General features: G+C 52.6%; 14 protein-coding genes and 1 pseudogene. 10 read left to right on the top strand and 5 right to left on the bottom strand.

The window, feature by feature from the left end; genetic code table 11:
* Positions 1-101: 101 nt before the first annotated feature.
* The 4 genes and pseudogenes from VB741_RS14955 to secG form a co-directional block, all read left to right on the top strand.
* Positions 102-770: a DUF928 domain-containing protein gene (locus VB741_RS14955; RefSeq protein WP_323365980.1), complete on the top strand. Its 669-nt coding sequence runs from the start codon at positions 102-104 to the stop codon at positions 768-770.
* A gap of 124 nt (positions 771-894) precedes the next feature.
* On the top strand, positions 895-2,616 hold the full coding sequence (locus tag VB741_RS14950; RefSeq protein WP_323365979.1) for an ABC transporter ATP-binding protein: 1,722 nt from the start codon (positions 895-897) through the stop codon (positions 2,614-2,616).
* A gap of 489 nt (positions 2,617-3,105) precedes the next feature.
* Positions 3,106-4,704 (top strand): 2,3-bisphosphoglycerate-independent phosphoglycerate mutase, encoded by a 1,599-nt coding sequence (gene gpmI / locus VB741_RS14945; RefSeq protein ID WP_323365978.1) that lies wholly within the window; start codon positions 3,106-3,108, stop codon positions 4,702-4,704.
* A 106-nt stretch (positions 4,705-4,810) separates the two neighbouring features.
* Positions 4,811-5,032, top strand: a pseudogene (gene secG, locus VB741_RS26440) (preprotein translocase subunit SecG); the annotation flags it as partial.
* Positions 5,033-5,299: 267 nt separating this feature from the next.
* On the opposite strand, the gene tkt reads toward secG, so the two are convergent.
* From tkt to acpP, 3 genes are all read right to left on the bottom strand, one after another.
* Complete coding sequence (gene tkt, locus VB741_RS14935; RefSeq protein ID WP_323365976.1) at positions 5,300-7,297, bottom strand: transketolase; 1,998 nt, start codon at positions 7,295-7,297, stop codon at positions 5,300-5,302.
* 465 nt (positions 7,298-7,762) lie between these two features.
* Positions 7,763-9,016 carry a beta-ketoacyl-ACP synthase II gene (gene fabF, locus VB741_RS14930; RefSeq protein WP_323365975.1) on the bottom strand — a complete coding sequence of 418 codons (1,254 nt, stop codon included), beginning with the start codon at positions 9,014-9,016 and terminating at the stop codon, positions 7,763-7,765.
* Between the two features lie 66 nt (positions 9,017-9,082).
* Positions 9,083-9,325: an acyl carrier protein gene (acpP, locus tag VB741_RS14925; RefSeq protein WP_323365974.1), complete on the bottom strand. Its 243-nt coding sequence runs from the start codon at positions 9,323-9,325 to the stop codon at positions 9,083-9,085.
* 378 nt (positions 9,326-9,703) lie between these two features.
* Here acpP and psaC point away from each other — a divergent pair, with 378 nt between their 5' ends.
* Positions 9,704-9,949, top strand: coding sequence for a photosystem I iron-sulfur center protein PsaC (gene psaC, locus VB741_RS14920; protein ID WP_323365973.1), 246 nt, complete (start codon positions 9,704-9,706; stop codon positions 9,947-9,949).
* 112 nt (positions 9,950-10,061) lie between these two features.
* Here the strand turns inward: psaC and VB741_RS14915 are convergent, their stop codons facing one another.
* Complete coding sequence (locus tag VB741_RS14915) at positions 10,062-10,967, bottom strand: cell division protein FtsX (RefSeq protein ID WP_323365972.1); 906 nt, start codon at positions 10,965-10,967, stop codon at positions 10,062-10,064.
* A gap of 170 nt (positions 10,968-11,137) precedes the next feature.
* On the opposite strand from VB741_RS14915, the gene def reads away from it, so the two are divergent.
* The 5 genes from def to VB741_RS14890 all read left to right on the top strand — a co-directional run bounded on the left by def (position 11,138) and on the right by VB741_RS14890 (position 15,130).
* Positions 11,138-11,695, top strand: coding sequence for a peptide deformylase (gene def, locus VB741_RS14910; RefSeq protein ID WP_323365971.1), 558 nt, complete (start codon positions 11,138-11,140; stop codon positions 11,693-11,695).
* 98 nt (positions 11,696-11,793) lie between these two features.
* A complete protein-coding gene (locus VB741_RS14905) occupies positions 11,794-11,994 on the top strand; it encodes a hypothetical protein (protein WP_323365970.1) in 201 nt (66 codons plus the stop codon).
* A gap of 137 nt (positions 11,995-12,131) precedes the next feature.
* Positions 12,132-13,139: a methyltransferase domain-containing protein gene (locus tag VB741_RS14900; RefSeq protein WP_323365969.1), complete on the top strand. Its 1,008-nt coding sequence runs from the start codon at positions 12,132-12,134 to the stop codon at positions 13,137-13,139.
* Positions 13,140-13,189: 50 nt separating this feature from the next.
* On the top strand, positions 13,190-14,494 hold the full coding sequence (locus VB741_RS14895; RefSeq protein WP_323365968.1) for an FAD-dependent monooxygenase: 1,305 nt from the start codon (positions 13,190-13,192) through the stop codon (positions 14,492-14,494).
* A 138-nt stretch (positions 14,495-14,632) separates the two neighbouring features.
* A complete protein-coding gene (locus tag VB741_RS14890; RefSeq protein WP_323365967.1) occupies positions 14,633-15,130 on the top strand; it encodes a hypothetical protein in 498 nt (165 codons plus the stop codon).
* 85 nt (positions 15,131-15,215) lie between these two features.
* On the opposite strand, the gene VB741_RS14885 is transcribed toward VB741_RS14890, so the two are convergent.
* Positions 15,216-16,964, bottom strand: coding sequence for a DUF3747 domain-containing protein (locus tag VB741_RS14885; RefSeq protein WP_323365966.1), 1,749 nt, complete (start codon positions 16,962-16,964; stop codon positions 15,216-15,218).
* Positions 16,965-17,022: the final 58 nt, after the last annotated feature.

The raw sequence follows: 17,022 nt of genomic DNA, 5'->3' as shown, positions 1-17,022 counted from the left end.
GTCCTCTGAGAGGATTCATCCAACATCACGCATCCCAGGTTCCCATGAAACTTCTTAGCATTTTCCCAACCATAACCCCAGTGGCTTTGGGACTCACTTTTATGGCCGCTAGTGCCGAGGCATTTCCGGGCTACAAACCCACCCCCCGTGGCATCCCTAATAGCCGAGTTTCGGGGGGCACCCGCTCCCCCTTAGGGGTGAGCTGTATAGGCGATCCCCAGGCACCTCGGCTGACGTCTATATTTCCAGAGGATGACCTCGGTTATACCACTGACCAATATCCGGCATTCCAGTGGTACATGCCCCAGAACAATGCTAGCCACGTGGAGTTCAACCTGTACGAAGTGGTGAATGAAGATGAAGGCATATTCCAGCCGGTGTATCAGACTGCCTTTATCCCCAGCGCAACGGCGGGTATTGCCACCCTGCAGTTACCCCGCACCATAGGGATAGAACCCCTCAGGGCCGATCACTACTACTACTGGAGTGTGGAGGTTTACTGCTCCGATGATACGACGGCGGTGATGACGGCTGAAGGGTTTGTGGAACTGTTAATCCCTGACCCCACCCTGGCGGCAGCCCTGGCTAATAGTGAGGGACTGGAGCGAGCTGCGATCGCAGCCGAAAATAGCCTTTGGTTTGACACCACCCGCGCCCTGAGCGAGCACCTTCAAAACCAACCCAACGAGCCCCAGGCCATGGAATCTTGGCAAATATTACTGGAATCTATCGGTTTAGAGAATATTGCCAATGCCCCCCTATTGCCCTGACTGAATAGGTTTTAGCACAATCAGTCCCGAGACTTAATCAAGGGTTTAACCACCAGCAAACCAAGTGGACGTTGATTTTTGTTAAAGTTTATGAACACATTCAAAATGGGCAAGCTTACTGGCTATGTTACGTCTCGAAAAAATCACTAAGGTTTATCCCACTGGCGAAGTATTGCGAGACGTGACCTGGGAAGTAAAACCAGGCAATCGCATCGGCCTGGTAGGCGTTAACGGAGCCGGAAAATCCACCCAGCTCAAAATCATCATGGGGGAGATTGAACCCACCACCGGTAGTGTGATTCGGCCCAATGAGCTGCACATCGGCTATCTCAACCAAGAATTTGAAGTCGATCCTCGCCGCACAGTGCGCGAAGAATTTTGGACCGTCTTTAAAGAAGCCAACGCCGTCCAAATGAAACTGGCGGAAATCCCCATTCAAATGGAAAACGCCAATCCAGATGAACTGGACAACCTCATCAAGGCCCTAGACCGAGAACAAAGAAGGTTTGAAGCCTTAAACGGCTACGGTCTCGAATCAAAAATTGAAAGAATTCTGCCCGATATGGGCTTCCACAACGACGATGGCGAACGATTAGTCAGCTCCTTTAGCGGCGGTTGGCAAATGCGCATGGGCCTGGGCAAAGTCATGCTCAAAGCCCCCGACTTGCTTCTGCTGGACGAGCCCACTAACCACCTGGACCTAGAAACCATTGAATGGCTCGAAAGCTATCTCAAAGAATTAACCACCCCCATGGTGATTGTTTCCCATGACCGAGAGTTTCTGGATCGTCTTTGCACCCACATTGTGGAAACTGAGCGGGGAGTCTCCACCACGTATCTGGGCAACTACAGCACCTATCTCGCCCAAAAGGCAGAGGCCAAAGTGGCCCAACAGGCAACCTTTGACCGCCAGCAAAAAGAAATTGCCAAGCAGCAAACCTTTGTCGATCGCTTCCGGGCCAGCGCCACTCGCAGTACCCAGGCCAAGAGCCGAGAAAAGCAGCTGGAAAAAATAGAACTCGTAGAGGCTCCCATTGCTGATGTCAAAGGCCTGCAGTTTAAGTTTCCCCCCGCCCCCCGAAGCGGTCGTGAGGTGGTGCAAATCAATGACCTCACCCACACCTATGGAGACAACATCCTATTTTTGGGCGCAAATTTACTGATTGAGCGCGGCGATCGCATTGCCTTTGTTGGCCCCAATGGCGCAGGGAAGTCCACCCTGCTACGCCTGATCATGGGTTTAGAACCCCCCGTGGAAGGAGCCGCCAGCCTAGGGGAGCACAATGTCATCCCCAGCTATTTTGAGCAAAACCAAGCGGAAGCATTAGACCTGAATAAAACCGTGATGGCCACCATCCACGATGAGGTGCCCAAGTGGACCAATGAAGAGGTGCGCACACTCCTGGGCCGGTTCCTATTTAGCGGTGACATGGTCCGGAAATCAGTCGCCGCCCTCAGCGGGGGTGAAAAAGCCCGGCTAGCATTAGCCAAAATGCTCCTAGCACCCGCCAACCTTTTAATTTTAGATGAGCCCACCAACCATCTAGATATCCCAGCCAAAGAAATGCTAGAATCTGCCCTGAAAAACTATGATGGCACTGTTCTAACCGTTTCCCACGACCGATTTTTCATCTCCCAAGTCGCGAACAAAATCGTGGAAATTCGGGGAGGCGAACTCCGTTTGTATCGTGGCGACTATAACTACTACCTAGACAAAATAGCCCAGGAAAAAGAGCGCGCCAAGCTAGAACAACTAGAAGCTGAAAGAGCCGCTAAAGCTACTGCTAAACGCCAAAAGCAAACCGAGAAGCAAAAAACAAAAGCTTCCTCAAAAAAGAAAAGCTAGGCCTCCTAGGCCGTGGGGGACAGAACGTCCTCACTTATACCAGAACATATCAAAACACATACTTTTGTACAGCGCTCCCAAAGCCTTTCTATACTTCTGAGGGTTTGTGCACAACTCCACCTAGACTCAAAAAGCAGTTGAATAGCATTGCTTAGTTATAGAAACTCATTATAAGGCTGCCATTATTTCAAGGGGTTAACCAACTCCCCAAGCATTCGAACGATATTGGGTCCTAGGAAGATAAGGGCCTCAATTTTGGTTAATTCTTAACAGCTGCTAGCATTTACCTAGGTAAATGCTAAGGCATAGGGCTAAGCCCCATCAGCAATAGGGTTCACCTGAGTCCTGGGGCAATACACCACAGGCATTTTACACGCTTGATGAACAATAGTTAAGAAAACCTTAATTATTCAGAAAGGGCGGGTGATATGATCTCGCTAGGCAAATATTAGGCACAGTCGTTCATAGTCGCAAGAAGGATTTGTAAGTATGGCACAGGAGTCTGTTTCTCCAATGGTGCTCGTCATCCTAGACGGATGGGGCCATCGCGATGAAGCAAATGGGAATGCAATTAAGCAAGCCAGAACCCCCATCATCGATAGCCTCTGGGATGCCTATCCCCACACCTTGATTCAGACGGCGGGTAAAGACGTGGGCCTGCCAGATGGCCAGATGGGTAACTCCGAGGTAGGACACCTCAATATTGGCGCAGGTCGCATTGTGCCTCAGGAGCTTGTCCGGATTTCGGACGCGGTTGAAGATGGCTCTATTCAAGAAAATCAGGCCCTGCTCAATGTGTGTCAACAGGTTCGCTACAACGGTGGCAAACTCCACCTCGTGGGCCTTTGCTCTGAGGGTGGCGTGCATTCCCACTTAAATCATCTGTTAGGCCTGCTGGAAATGGCCAAGGCCCAAGACATTCTGGATGTGTGTATTCATGCCATCACGGATGGGCGGGACACTCAACCAACGGCAGCTCAATCGGCGATCCAACAGCTACAGGATCACCTAGATCAGCATGGTGTGGGACGAATTGTGACCCTGAGTGGCCGCTACTATGCCATGGATCGTGACCACCGCTGGGAGCGAATTGAGAAAGTGTATCAGGTGATGACAGATCCGAGTATCGCCCATGAAATGTCAGCTTTAGAGGCAATCCAAGCCTCCTATGACCAAGACTTAACTGACGAGTTTATTGAACCTGTACGGTTAGCGCCCGGCACTGTTGAGCCCAATGATGGCGTTATTTTCTTTAATTTCCGTCCAGATCGGTCTCGTCAATTGACCCAGGCCTTTGTCTCTGAGGACTTCAAAGGGTTCGAACGACAGCAGATCACCCCACTGCACTTTGTCACTATGACCCAGTACGATGGCTCACTGTCTGTGCAGGTGGCCTTTGAGCCCCAAAACCTCAGCAACATTCTCGGTGAAGTCATCGCTAACCATGGGCTCAAGCAGTTTCGTACGGCGGAAACCGAAAAATATGCCCATGTTACCTATTTCTTTAACGGTGGTCGGGAGGACCCCTTTGAGGGGGAAGACCGGGAACTCGTCTCTAGTCCTCAGGTAGCGACCTATGACAAGGCCCCTGCAATGTCTGTCAAGGCCGTTACTGACACAGCTATCACGGCTGTTGGCAAAGGAAAATATAGCCTGATTGTGATTAACTATGCCAATCCGGATATGGTGGGGCATACGGGCAATATGGAGGCGACTATCCAAGCCCTGGAATCCGTTGATGTGCAATTGGGCCGTTTGCTGGGTGCCATCGGCCAAGCTGGAGGGACCACCATTATCATTGCTGACCATGGCAATGCCGAATATATGTGGGATGAAGATGGAAATCCTTGGACGGCCCACACGACCAATCCAGTACCGTTCATTTTAGTTGAAGGTGAGCGATTAAAGGTTCCAGGGCGGGGGTGTGACGTTGAACTGAGGTCGAACGGTCGTTTAGCTGATGTGGCCCCTACACTCCTAGAAATTCTCAACCTGCCCCAGCCTAAAGAAATGACTGGTAAGTCAATAATTGAGCCAGTGCGGGTTGATGTTAAGCGTAACCGTACCCCGGTTAAGGTATCGCTTTAGGGGTTCGCCATCACACCGTGCCCTAAGGTAGGATAGTTGGGCATTGGCGTTTGGGATCTCAATTCTTAGACGCCCGTCATGTTATGGAACAGTCAGGCAAATTGCAATGGTGATATCGGTTTTACAGGTGGTATGGCTAGTGGCTGCCATTGGGCTAATCATGTTGGTGCTATTTCATAGTCCCAAGGGAGATGGCCTGGGTGCCCTGGGTGGACAAGCCCAAATGTTTACCAGCACCAAGAGTGCTGAAACAGCTCTAAATCGTGCCACGTGGCTCCTGACTATCCTATTTATGGGAATTACAGTAGTTTTGAGCGCTGGCTGGCTGGACAATGCGGTCTCTGAGGTACCCACCTCCATAGAGGGTATTCCCATTGAGGAAACGGCTCCTGCGGTGAATACTATCCCCTCTGATTTGGGTTCTCCTGAAACACCTAGCGAAACGGCTGAGTAAAGGCTTTAACGATTAAAACAAAAAGCCCCAGCGTAATCCGCTGGGGCTTTTTGTTTGTCTACAACCGCCTTAAATCTAGGGAGGGCACCCACAAAAGGATGCCCTACGGCAGCAGAATCTGATGAATCAATTCAACGATCATTAAAGCGCGTTGGCGCGGGCCACTACGTTGTCAACGGTGTAGCCGTACTCCTGCATGATGCGGCCACCGGGGGCAGAAGCACCAAAACCAGAAACACTAATCATGTCACCGCCCGCACCGTAGTACTTGCCCCAACCCATTTCGATACCGGCTTCAACCACAAGGCGCTTGGTAACCGCCTTGGGTAGAACGGACTCCTTATAGGCGGCATCTTGGGCCTCGAACAGTTCCCAGCAGGGCATGGAAACAACGCGTACTTTCTTGCCTGCGGAGCGCAGCTGTTTGGCCGCCTCTACACAGAGAGCAACTTCGCTACCCGTACCGATCAAAATCAGATCAGCACCTGCATCATCGGACAGGACATAGGCCCCCTTGGCCACAGCATCGATGGAACTACCGTCTAACTGGGGCAGATCCTGACGGGAGAAGGCCATCAGTGTGGGGGTCTTGCGGTTAGCGATCGCAACCTTATAGGCCCCGGATGTCTCATTGCCATCCGCCGGACGAATCACATAGAGGTTAGGAATAGCCCGCAGGGAGGCAATGGTTTCCACCGGTTGGTGGGTGGGACCATCTTCTCCCAGGGCAATGGAGTCGTGGGTCATGACATAAATTACCCCCGCCTCGGACAGGGCCGACAGGCGAATCGCCGCCCGCATGTAGTCAGCAAACACCAGGAAGGTGGCACAGTAGGGAATCAGACCGGAGTTGTGCAGGGCAATACCATTACAAATCGCCCCCATGCCATGCTCCCGCACCCCAAAGCGCAGGTTACGGTTTTCGTAGCCCCCCTTTTGGAAGTCTCCCGAAATGGTCATCAGGGTGTTGTTGGACTTAGCCAAGTCAGCGGAACCACCCACCAACTCAGGCACAGCCGGAGCCAATGCATTTAAGGTGGCTTCGGATGTCTTACGGGTGGCAATGGCCTTGCCTTCAGGACTATAGGTGGGCAGGGCATCGGCCCAATCGGCGGGCAGCTCACCGGAGAGCATGCGCTCAAAGAGAGCCGCTTCCTCGGCATACTTCGTGCGGTAAGTCGCTAAGGTTTGGTTCCATTCAGCTTCAGCACTGGCCCCTTTCTCCACCGCCTGGCGGAAATGGTTCAAAACATCCGCCGGAATTTCAAACGGACCATAGTCCCAACCCAAGTTCTTACGGGTCAGATCAATTTCGGCATCCCCCAAGGCAGCACCATGGACACCAGCGGTGTCAGCCATATTCGGTGAACCATAGCCAATGGTGGTGGTCACCTTGATCATGGTGGGCTTGTCGGTTACTTGCTTGGCGGCTTCGATGGCTTTTGCGATCGCAGCCAAATCAGTATTGCCATCTTCCACATGGAGCACGTGCCAGCCATAGGCCTCAAACCGCTTGCTCACATCTTCTGTAAAGGAAATATCAGTGGAACCGTCAATGGAAATGTGGTTGTCGTCATAGAGCGCAATCAGCTTACCCAGGCCCCAGTGACCAGCAAGGGAACAGGCCTCACCAGACACCCCTTCCATATTGCAACCATCACCCAAAATCACATAGGTATAGTGGTCCACCAAGGTGCAGTCGGGCTTATTAAAGCGCGCTGCCAGGTGAGCTTCGGCCATAGCTAGGCCCACACCGTTACAAATGCCTTGGCCCAGGGGACCGGTGGTGACTTCAATACCGGGAGTCTCAAAGTTCTCGGGATGGCCTGGTGTAGTGGCCCCCCACTGACGGAAGTTCTTAATGTCCTCAAGCTTGACACTGTCGAAACCGGTGAGGTAAAGCAAGGCATACTGCAGCATGCAACCATGACCTGCAGATAGAACGAATCGATCTCGATTAAACCACTGGGGGTTTTTGGGATTGACACGCATGAATTGATCCCAAAGAACAAACGCCATCGGCGCAGCTCCCATGGGCAAACCGGGATGACCAGATTTAGCCTTTTCAACGGCATCAATGGCCAAGAACCGAATAGCATTTATACACTGGGTTTCAAGAGATTGGGTTGCGACAGCCATAGTCTTCCAAGTAGTTAAACGACGTTACAGTCCAGATGTGCCCAGAGCAGAAGAACACACCTAGACAGATGTTGATAGCCTTTAGGAGCCTGGAAACAGGTCCCCTAATCAGCCAAAGCATGGGCTAAAGACATACAGGTACGTAATCTATACAGGTGTGTACTCAAGGTGAAAGCACCGGACCACATACCCCTCTAAAAAACATCCCCCCAGACAACATGTTGGCGGAGGCACTGAGCCACTCACCTAACAACTTCGATTGTGACAGTTCGCACCCACTAAAAAATGTGAGCTAACCAATCCAATCCAGCCCCAGGAAAGCTATCGGCCTCAGCCTATAACCAGATCAATGGGCATATTCAGCTATGTGAACAGGCAATAAACGTCCGGCCGCCCCAAGTAAAGGCAAACCTTTCATATTATTTAATGTTTCCGTTAGGTTATTATACCTACCAAGCTGTAGCGCTAGCTACGATACTTGCGAAAAACTAGCGTAACGTTGTGGCCCCCAAAGCCAAAGGAGTTGGACATGGCCACATCCACCGTGGTGGCACGGCTTTGATTGGGCACGTAGTCTAGATCGCAGTCAGCATCGGGTACTTGCAAATTAATCGTCGGGGGCACATGATCCTGCGCAACGGCCATACAGGCTGCCACCCCTTCAATGCCACCAGATCCTCCCAAAAGATGGCCCGTCATGGACTTAGTCGAACTGACGGCCACGGTCTTAGCGTAGTCACCCAACGCTGTTTTAATGGCGGCAGTTTCGGTCGGATCATTGGCGGGGGTACTGGTGCCATGGGCATTGACATAGCTCACCTCGGCGGGTGTCACCCCCGCATCCTTAAGGGCCAATTCCATGGAGCGAGCGGCTCCGGACCCGCCGGGCACAGGTGAGGTCATGTGGTAAGCATCGCAGGTCATGCCATAGCCCACCATCTCACCATAAATCCGCGCTCCCCGGCTTAGGGCGTGGTCAAGTTCTTCTAACACCAGAATGCCAGCGCCTTCCCCCATGACAAAGCCATCGCGATCCTTATCAAAGGGACGACTGGCATGGTCAGGGTCGTCATTACGGGTGGAAAGGGCTCTAGCTGAGGCAAATCCAGCAAACGACAACGGTGTGATGGCCGCTTCGGCACCACCACAGATCATGGCCTGGGCATAGCCATTTTGCACAAGCCGAAAGGCATCTCCAATGGCATTGGAACCCGCAGCACAGGCGGTGACCGGACAGGAATTAGGTCCCTTGGCACCGGTGTGAATGGCCGTCAAACCAGCAGCCATGTTAGCAATCATCATGGGAACCATGAAGGGGCTACAACGACTGGGGCCTTTCTCCATATATATAGATTGCTGATCTTCCATGACCTTGAGGCCACCCACCCCGGTACCGATCATGACACCCACTTGCTCTGCGTTGAGATCGGTGATGGTGAGATTAGCATCGGCTAGGGCCTGCTTACTGGCTGCGATCGCAAATTGGGCAAATCGATCGGTGCGTTTAGCATCCTTAGCATCCAAATACTCCGACGGATCAAACCCTTTGACCTCCCCCGCAATGCGACATTTGTGATTCGACGCATCAAAGTGTGTGATGGGTCCAATCCCGCTTTTGCCAGCCAGCAAGGCTTGCCAATAGGCTTCCAGATTATTGCCAATGGGGGTAATGGCCCCCATCCCAGTAATCACAACGCGTTTTTTTTCAGTACTTGTCATGGTCATTGACACAAGGGGAACGGTCCCAAGGCATTAAAAAACAGATAGTCAAACAAACAGGGCCGCTCATGCGGGCGACTTTTCAGCAATAAAGTCAACAGCAGCCTGAACCGTACCGATGGCCTCAGCCGCCTCGTCCGGAATTTCAATATCAAACTCTTCCTCAAGGGCCATTACCAGCTCAACGGTATCCAGAGAATCAGCCCCTAGATCATTGGCAAAACTAGCTTCTGGTTTAACCTCAGATACATCAACACCAAGCTGTTCAGAGACAATCCCTTGAACCTTTGCCAAAATAGCGTCACTCATAATCTCCAATTTTCCTTTTCGGCGACAGCAAAGAACACGTCCTTAACGCAGACTGGATCAACCCAAGACGCCAAAACGTCTGTCTGAATTTAGACATTTTTTCATCTTATAGGAAAGCGTGCGCCCTACAGTCGAGCGGCCGTTTATTACAATCCATAAACTTTTTACACGTTGCTCCGCTTGCTAAAAACGGCACTGATAGACTGAATCTTGATTGGAGAACTCTTTTGGCTAATTTTGGCTGATGTAAATAGTATTTTTAAGGTGTAATCCACAGTACTTATGGATGTTTACTTAGAAAATTTCCTATTGCATTCAAGGTCATAGCCAAGCCGCTATTTAGCTGAAACCGTTTAATAATATTGGAGCATTCCTTCGATGTCTCATAAGGTCAAGATTTACGATACCTGCATTGGTTGTACTCAGTGTGTTCGGGCATGCCCGACAGATGTGCTCGAAATGGTGCCCTGGGACGGCTGCAAAGCTGGTCAGATTGCTTCTTCCCCTCGGACTGAAGACTGTGTTGGCTGCAAGCGCTGTGAGACGGCTTGCCCCACCGACTTTTTGAGTATCCGTGTCTATCTAGGTGCTGAAACCAGCCGTAGTATGGGTCTAGCCTACTAGGTGCGACTCAACCAAGTATAAGCTTTCACTTTTCACTCGAAACGTTTATGTACTCCTGGCCCTTTCTGAGGGTCAGGAGTTTTTTTATTTTCAAGATTTTTAGATAGGATTTTTAGGCCCGCACCGCAAACTTACGCACCGCCGCCAAACTCCCCAATAACCCCACCAAGCTCCCCAAGGCAAAGAGCGATGCGGGTAATACTATGAGCTGCCGAGGGGTAAATTGTAGACCCACCGCTAAAAACTGTAGAAACTCTGGCTGTTGGGCCGACAGACGTTGCAGCGATTGGTGGGTGCCAACAAGCATCGCCCAGGCAATCAAGGCCCCCAACAGGCCAAAGGTAATACCCTGCAGGATAAACGGCAGGTAGATCCAGACGGAGGTTGCCCCGACCAGTTGCATCACCTCGATTTCCCGCCGTCGGGCCATGACAATCAGTCGGATGGTGGTGGTGATCACTGCGATCGCAGTCAGGCTCAAAATCCCTAACACCCCCACACTGACATATTGCAGGCTTTCATTTAGCTCCGTCAGCCGCTGTACAGCTTCCGTAATGTATAGCACCTGATCCACCCCAGGCAGATTCTCTAGCTGGGTGGCCACGGTCGGCACCGCCTCAGATGTCCGCACCTTGACCTTAATTTCATCCACCAGAGGATTGCCCTTCAGCTGCTCCGTAGCCCCCGGTATGTCAGCAATACCCAATTCTTGACTCAGCTGCGCCCAAGCCTCTTCCTTCGTCACAGTGGTCACCTCAGCCACCTCAGGTAGGCTGCTAATGCGATCCCTCAGGCTATCCGCCGTCACCCCACTGTCCAGGTAAACCGCAATCTCCAATTGACTCCCAAACTGATTGAGCAGACCTTCCACCTGCCACGTGGCTTGCAAACTAATCCCAAATAGAAACAGCAGCACCATGATCGTGCTCACCGCTGCCCAGTTCATCCAACCACCCCGCTGTAACCCCAAAAGGGTTTCCCGCAAGAGATAACTGGCTTTAGTAAAAAACTTACCCATGCTGGTTTAAATCTTATTTCCCGGCCAGAGCAGAAAACACAAGCAGCCTGATTAAACCACTATCCCCATGGCTTTCACGTACCCATAGACGGACATTGAGCCCAACCTGCACGAGGTGAAGCCCTAGTTGCTAGGATAGGTTTAGATTTATCAGCCTAATCAATTTAACCGTGGGTATTTCAGTCAGTAAAGAAAAGTTAAAAAAGCCCCCCCTCGAATTGCACTATCTGGGCGATCGGGTACTCAGAAAGGCAACTAAGCGAGTGGCCAAAGTGGATGATGGCATCCGCGAACTGGCCCACAAGATGCTGCAAACCATGTACAGCGAAGATGGAATTGGGTTAGCAGCCCCCCAAGTTGGGGTCCACAAACAAATCTTAGTGGTGGACACCGACCCTGAAGAAGCGGCCAACCAACCCCTAGTCATGATCAATCCCCAGATCATTCGCCACAGCAAACAAATGGCCTGTGGACAAGAAGGCTGTTTGAGCATTCCCAATGTCTTTCTGGACGTCATTCGTCCAGCTGCCATCGAAGTCAGCTTCAAAGACGAAAATGGTCGTCCCCAAAAAATCAGCGCCGATGATCTATTGGCACGGGTGATCCAGCATGAAATGGATCATCTCAATGGCGTCATGTTTGTGGACCGGGTAGAAAATGCCATTGCCCTAGCCCAGGAACTTCAAAAAGGCGGATTTTCTGCTAATGATGTTAAGAAGGTTGCCTAATTGTCTGTAGGGGCGTTGTATGCAACGTCCCTACAGACAATTTATGGGCGACCGCAATCTAAATCTGATGCCCCATTTTTCATTATCAGGAGAATACTGTGACCCCTAAAAGTGGTTTGTTTTTAGCCGGTACTTGTATCGCCGCCATTGCCGGTGTTGGCTCCGTGTTTGAGCTGGCCTATGGTGAGCCCGACTTAGGTGTATTACCCACCAGTATCGTGTTGGCGTTGAGTATTCCCATCACCGTCATATTTTTTATCGCAGCGGTTAAGGACACACGGGAAAATCAGCAGTGGTAAAGATTTGACGGGACCGTACACCGTGTAATCTTCTCCCTGCAGAAGCAGGCCATGGAGACCAGCGACGAGCTTCGCTGGGCGGCACAGCGTTAAGATGTAAAGGAATGTATCGTTTATTGCCATCTCCGCTGTCTCCCATGAATCTATTGTTTGTGCTCAAGCTGTTGTTAGCCGTGTCAGTGCTTGGGATTGCTGCCTATTTGTTGACTGCCCGACGTTATCAGTCCTCAGATTCAGTGGCCAACTCCTATGATCAATGGACTGAAGACGGCATCTTAGAGTTTTATTGGGGCGAGCACATTCATCTGGGCCACTATGGATCGCCACCAAGGGCCAAAAACTTCCTCAAAGCCAAGGCAGATTTTGTCCATGAGATGGTGCTGTGGGGAGGGCTGGATCGGCTAGCTGCTGGCACCACCCTATTGGATGTGGGCTGTGGCATTGGCGGTAGCAGCCGAATTTTGGCAAGGGATTACCAATTTGATGTGACGGGGGTGACCATTAGTCCCCAGCAGGTGGTGCGGGCCCAGCAATTGACCCCGGCGGGTATCACCGCTCAGTTTAAAGTGGACGATGCCATGGCCCTGTCATTTCCAGATGCCAGCTTTGATGTGGTTTGGTCGGTGGAAGCAGGCCCCCACATGCCCGATAAAGCCATATTTGCCCGAGAACTGATGCGAGTCCTGAAGCCAGGCGGGCTGCTAGTCCTAGCGGACTGGAATCAGCGGGATGAGCGCCAGGTTCCCTTAAATATTTGGGAAAAGCCCGTGATGCGGCAGCTGTTAGACCAGTGGTCCCACCCTGCTTTTGCCAGCATTGAAGGGTTTGCTGAAAACCTAGAAGCTACCGGTTACGTGCAAGGTCGGGTGGTCACCGCAGACTGGACCCCAGAAACTTTGCCCTCCTGGTTAGACTCAATTTGGCAGGGGGTGGTCCGTCCCCAGGGGTTGATCCGGTTTGGGGTACCTGGTTTACTCAAGTCCCTGCGGGAAGTGCCCACCCTGCTGTTGATGCGGTTGGCCTTTGGCACAGGTCTCTGTCGGTTTGGCATGTTTCGCGCCGTCAGGGCAACAACATCGGCCCAAAGGACAAGTGATGCATCCCCGCAGCTGACCACAACACCCAATTCAGCCGCTGCGGTGTAGTCACCTCAGACCCTTTCAAACCCTGTTCAAACCATACGGATCGCACCCCCATGGGCGTCATTATTGTTGGAGCTGGGCCAGCAGGGGCTAGCTTAGCCCTTTTACTGGCCCGTGGAGGCATTCCCGTTACCTTACTGGAACAAGAAGCCAGCTTCGAACGGGTATTTCGAGGTGAAGGTCTGATGCCCGCAGGGATGGATGCCCTCGGTCAAATGGGGCTAGCCAATCTACTGAAAACAATTCCCCATCGCAGACTGGAGTCTTGGCATATTCACTTGGGTGGCCAAGCGGTCTTTGTGGTGCCGGAACCGGACCTGGGGGATGCCTCCCTGAGTATTGTTTCCCAACCAGCCCTACTCCAAGGTCTGGTGGATGAAGCCAGGCAATATGACTGCTTTGAGTTTCGGACGAACTGCCAGGTCCAAGATTTGCTGTGGGAAAAGAATCGAGTTGTGGGGGTCCAAGTCAAAACAGACGGTGGCCCCTCAGACATGCGGGCTGATTTGGTCATCGGTTGCGATGGTCGCGGCTCCCTAGTGCGCAGGAAAGCAGGGTTAACCATTGACCTACAGCCAGATCAATACGACGTGCTGTGGTTTAAACTGCCCGCACCGGAGCGGCTGCAAAAGACCTGCCAGTTTTACTTAATGGCTAAGGCCCAGGAGCATCCGGCCAGCTGCTACACCTCATGGGATGGCCAGCTGCAATATGGCCTGATTTTGCCCAAGGGGGGCCTGGGCCAACTAGGGGATGCGGACTGGTTAGAGCTGGCCGCCAAACCAGCCCCCGATTGGCTGGCCCAACATGTGTTGGCTCAGCGAGCATCGGTCAGTCAGCCGGTGAGATTGAACGTGGTGGTGGGCAACTGTGCCCGTTGGTGGATCCCTGGGGTTTTATTACTGGGGGATGCGGCCCACCCCATGTCCCCCGTAAGGGCCCAAGGGATTAATTTGGCCCTGCGGGATGCCATAGTGGCGGCCAATCATTTGGTGCCCGCCTGGCAAAAGAACTTAGCCGCAGTGGCAGCCAAGCAGTTAGCGCCCGCCTGGCAAAAGAACTTAGCCGCAGTGGCGGCCAATCATTTAGCGCCCACCTGGCAAAAGAACCTAGCCGCAGTTGATGGGGCCTTGGCCAGCATTCAGCAAGAACGGATGCCGGAGGTGGTGCGATCGCAAACATTACAGCTCCGGGAAGCCAATGGCCTGAAGGTGATTCGCTCCTCTCCTTGGAAATTGGCCATCGCCCAACAGGTATTACCACTGATCGGCCGCCTGCCTAGGGTGCAACAAGCCTGGCTCGCTCGCCAACAGGATTTACGCCATGGTTCGCAACCCGTTCAGCTCATTAGGTTTTGAGTTTCACATAAACCTCACAGGAACTTCAGTGGGTTTAGCGAGGGGACTACGTAGGTGGATTAGGTATAAATATGCACAGATGATTCATCAGTAACTGATACCGATCCAAACCATAGGTTTTCTGAGCTTGTAACTCTTATGCACGTATCCCAACAATACCCACGGCTTTCCTCCACAGTGCCCTGTGATTTAGCGGTCAAAATTCTCAAGCGGATTCCTCCAGAGCATCGCCAAAGCTTTACCCCACAGCAGATCGCAGCCCTACAAAACGCATTGGGAGACAAGCGGCAGCAACAATCTAAACCCTCTGTTTTCAAGGTAACCCTGGGGCCGTTCTATCTGTCCTTAGCCGCAGGACGCGCCCAAAAGATTAGTGGTCAAGGACGATCCTCAAGCATGCTGGTGCCCGTCCTGTGCGTGATGGTCAGCATGGTGGGCATGAGCTGTGTGACTGGGTTAATGAAACTGCGCTATGGTTATCAAGCAGCCCACGCTACCGCTGCGTTCCAAACCAAGGAACAGAAAATTCATCCCTCAGTTTTGCCATTTCGTACAGAGCAGGACAACTGCGAAAAAAATGGAGCTGTCTGGGTTGAGCAAGAATGCGTCGACCACGGCCATGACCCTACATTTTAGGCCGTAGACTTTCAGGCTATAGACTTTTAGGCCTCATACAGACATCCGGCAGATGGACTGTGCCCCCTGCCATGGCGAAACCGCATCAGCGTAGATAATCAATAATCCCCTGGGCAATGGCATCGGCGATCTGTTCCCGGGCCGCATTGCTCTGAAAACGAGCCGAATCCTCACTACCGGTGATAAAGCCGGTTTCCACCAATACCGCAGGCATGGAGGTATTGCGCAGGACATAAAAACGGGCCTGACGTACACCGCGATCTCGCAGGTTGGTACTGCGTAACACACTGCTGTGGATCGCCTGCGCCAGGCTACGACCTGACGAGTAATAATAAGTCTCCAAACCATTCACCTCGGGACGGCTCAGACTAATGGCATTGGCATGGATACTGACAAAGACGGTAGCATTCGCCCGTTCTGCCACATCCACCCGAGGTTGTAAATCGACTTCGACATCGCTGTTGCGGGTTAGGGCGACCCGATAGCCCCGCTGTTCTAGGGTGCTCTGCACTCGACGGGAGATAAATAGGTTAATTTCCTTTTCCTGTAGACCGTTGCCCACGGCCCCTGGATCGCGCCCCCCGTGGCCAGGGTCAATCATAATCAACACTTCCCCCTGGCGAGCCGCTGGGGTGGGCGGACTAGGGGAGGGGGTGGTGGGCGGTGTAGTGGCTGTGGTTTGGACGATGCGGGCATCTAGCCCAGCATCCAGCAGACGGCGCTGCAACTGATCGGCCCGAGACTGCTCTTGGAAGCGTCCCGCTTGAATCACGGTCTGACCATCCACGGTGGTGCGGAAGGCACCGGACTCGACGGCATTGACCCGCGATCGCAAAACATCAGACCCACCGGGCACAATCACCTGGTAAATCACATCCCCTGAGGGTGTTGTCGGAGTAGGCCGGGGGGGCGTACTGACCTGGGCCAGTTCTACAATCTGGGCAGACAAACCGGCCTGGACCAATCGTTGCCGAAGTTCATTAGCCCGAGACTGCTCCCGAAAGCGGCCGGCTTGAATCACTTGCTGACCATTGACCGTGGTGCGGAAGGCACCGGGTTCAACGGCGTTGACTTGCGATCGCAAAACATCAGACCCACCGGGCACAATCACCTGGTAGTCAACATTGGCATTGTTACCAGGAGCAGGATTCCCCGGACGGGGTAAAGGTGTCCCGCTAGGGGGTGAGGGCAGTGGAGTAGTGGGAGTGGGTTGCGGGGTGGGACTGGGAGAGGGAGTGACAGGTCTGGAACCGGCAGCCGCGATCACGGTATCCAACGATTGATTATTGGTCAGGTAAATGTGCCCCAGAGTCTGACCGTTGTAAACCCTGCGGGTCATCGTCCAACCCGCATCCAGTTCGAGTTTGACAAAGTCATTGGCCACACCGGTGGAGCGCCCCAATTCTATCCTCGGCAGCCCTCGCTGCAAGGGACTAGGGGAGGCCACCAGCACCAAAATATCCCCCTGTTTTTCCACCTGGACCTGATAGCGCGATCCAAGATCTTCTCCACCGATGCGAATGGAGTAGCCATTACTATCGGAACTACGGCCACAGATGCCCGTAAAATCAAACGTCAGCAGCAGCGGATTAATAAGTGGAGGAGTACCAGGGCGCTCCTCCCAACAAGGCCGAGCCGAGCTGAGTTGCTCAATAATCAACAGCTTGTAAAATCGGCCACCACTCACGGGCTCTGCCAAGGCGACAACGCGCTCGTCGGCAATAGGCTGCTGCCCAAATTGGGCCGCCGCTGCCACAGAAGGCATCGTTATGGTCGCACCGAAGGCAGCAGCCACAGCCGACAATGTGGTAATTTTACGGAGGAATGATTTCATATCCCTGGGGTTAGCGGTTAGGAAACAACTGGTCTAACGGTGTTACCCATAGACAACA

This window comes from Leptothoe sp. PORK10 BA2, assembly GCF_034932105.1.
In the GTDB taxonomy this organism is placed as follows: domain Bacteria; phylum Cyanobacteriota; class Cyanobacteriia; order Phormidesmidales; family Phormidesmidaceae; genus Leptothoe.
The sequence above is the reverse complement of the archived record's forward strand: the minus strand, read 5'-3'. Positions and strand labels throughout refer to the sequence as shown.

Bases quoted from the DNA above. Each gene is read 5' to 3' on its own strand.
- VB741_RS14955 (WP_323365980.1), top strand. From the start codon at position 102: ATGGCCGCTAGTGCCGAGGCATTTCCGGGCTACAAACCCACCCCCCGT.
- VB741_RS14950 (WP_323365979.1), top strand. From the start codon at position 895: ATGTTACGTCTCGAAAAAATCACTAAGGTTTATCCCACTGGCGAAGTA.
- gpmI (WP_323365978.1), top strand. From the start codon at position 3,106: ATGGCACAGGAGTCTGTTTCTCCAATGGTGCTCGTCATCCTAGACGGA.
- tkt (WP_323365976.1), bottom strand. From the start codon at position 7,297: ATGGCTGTCGCAACCCAATCTCTTGAAACCCAGTGTATAAATGCTATT.
- fabF (WP_323365975.1), bottom strand. From the start codon at position 9,016: ATGACAAGTACTGAAAAAAAACGCGTTGTGATTACTGGGATGGGGGCC.
- acpP (WP_323365974.1), bottom strand. From the start codon at position 9,325: ATGAGTGACGCTATTTTGGCAAAGGTTCAAGGGATTGTCTCTGAACAG.
- psaC (WP_323365973.1), top strand. From the start codon at position 9,704: ATGTCTCATAAGGTCAAGATTTACGATACCTGCATTGGTTGTACTCAG.
- VB741_RS14915 (WP_323365972.1), bottom strand. From the start codon at position 10,967: ATGGGTAAGTTTTTTACTAAAGCCAGTTATCTCTTGCGGGAAACCCTT.
- VB741_RS14900 (WP_323365969.1), top strand. From the start codon at position 12,132: ATGAATCTATTGTTTGTGCTCAAGCTGTTGTTAGCCGTGTCAGTGCTT.
- VB741_RS14895 (WP_323365968.1), top strand. From the start codon at position 13,190: ATGGGCGTCATTATTGTTGGAGCTGGGCCAGCAGGGGCTAGCTTAGCC.
- VB741_RS14890 (WP_323365967.1), top strand. From the start codon at position 14,633: ATGCACGTATCCCAACAATACCCACGGCTTTCCTCCACAGTGCCCTGT.
- VB741_RS14885 (WP_323365966.1), bottom strand. From the start codon at position 16,964: ATGAAATCATTCCTCCGTAAAATTACCACATTGTCGGCTGTGGCTGCT.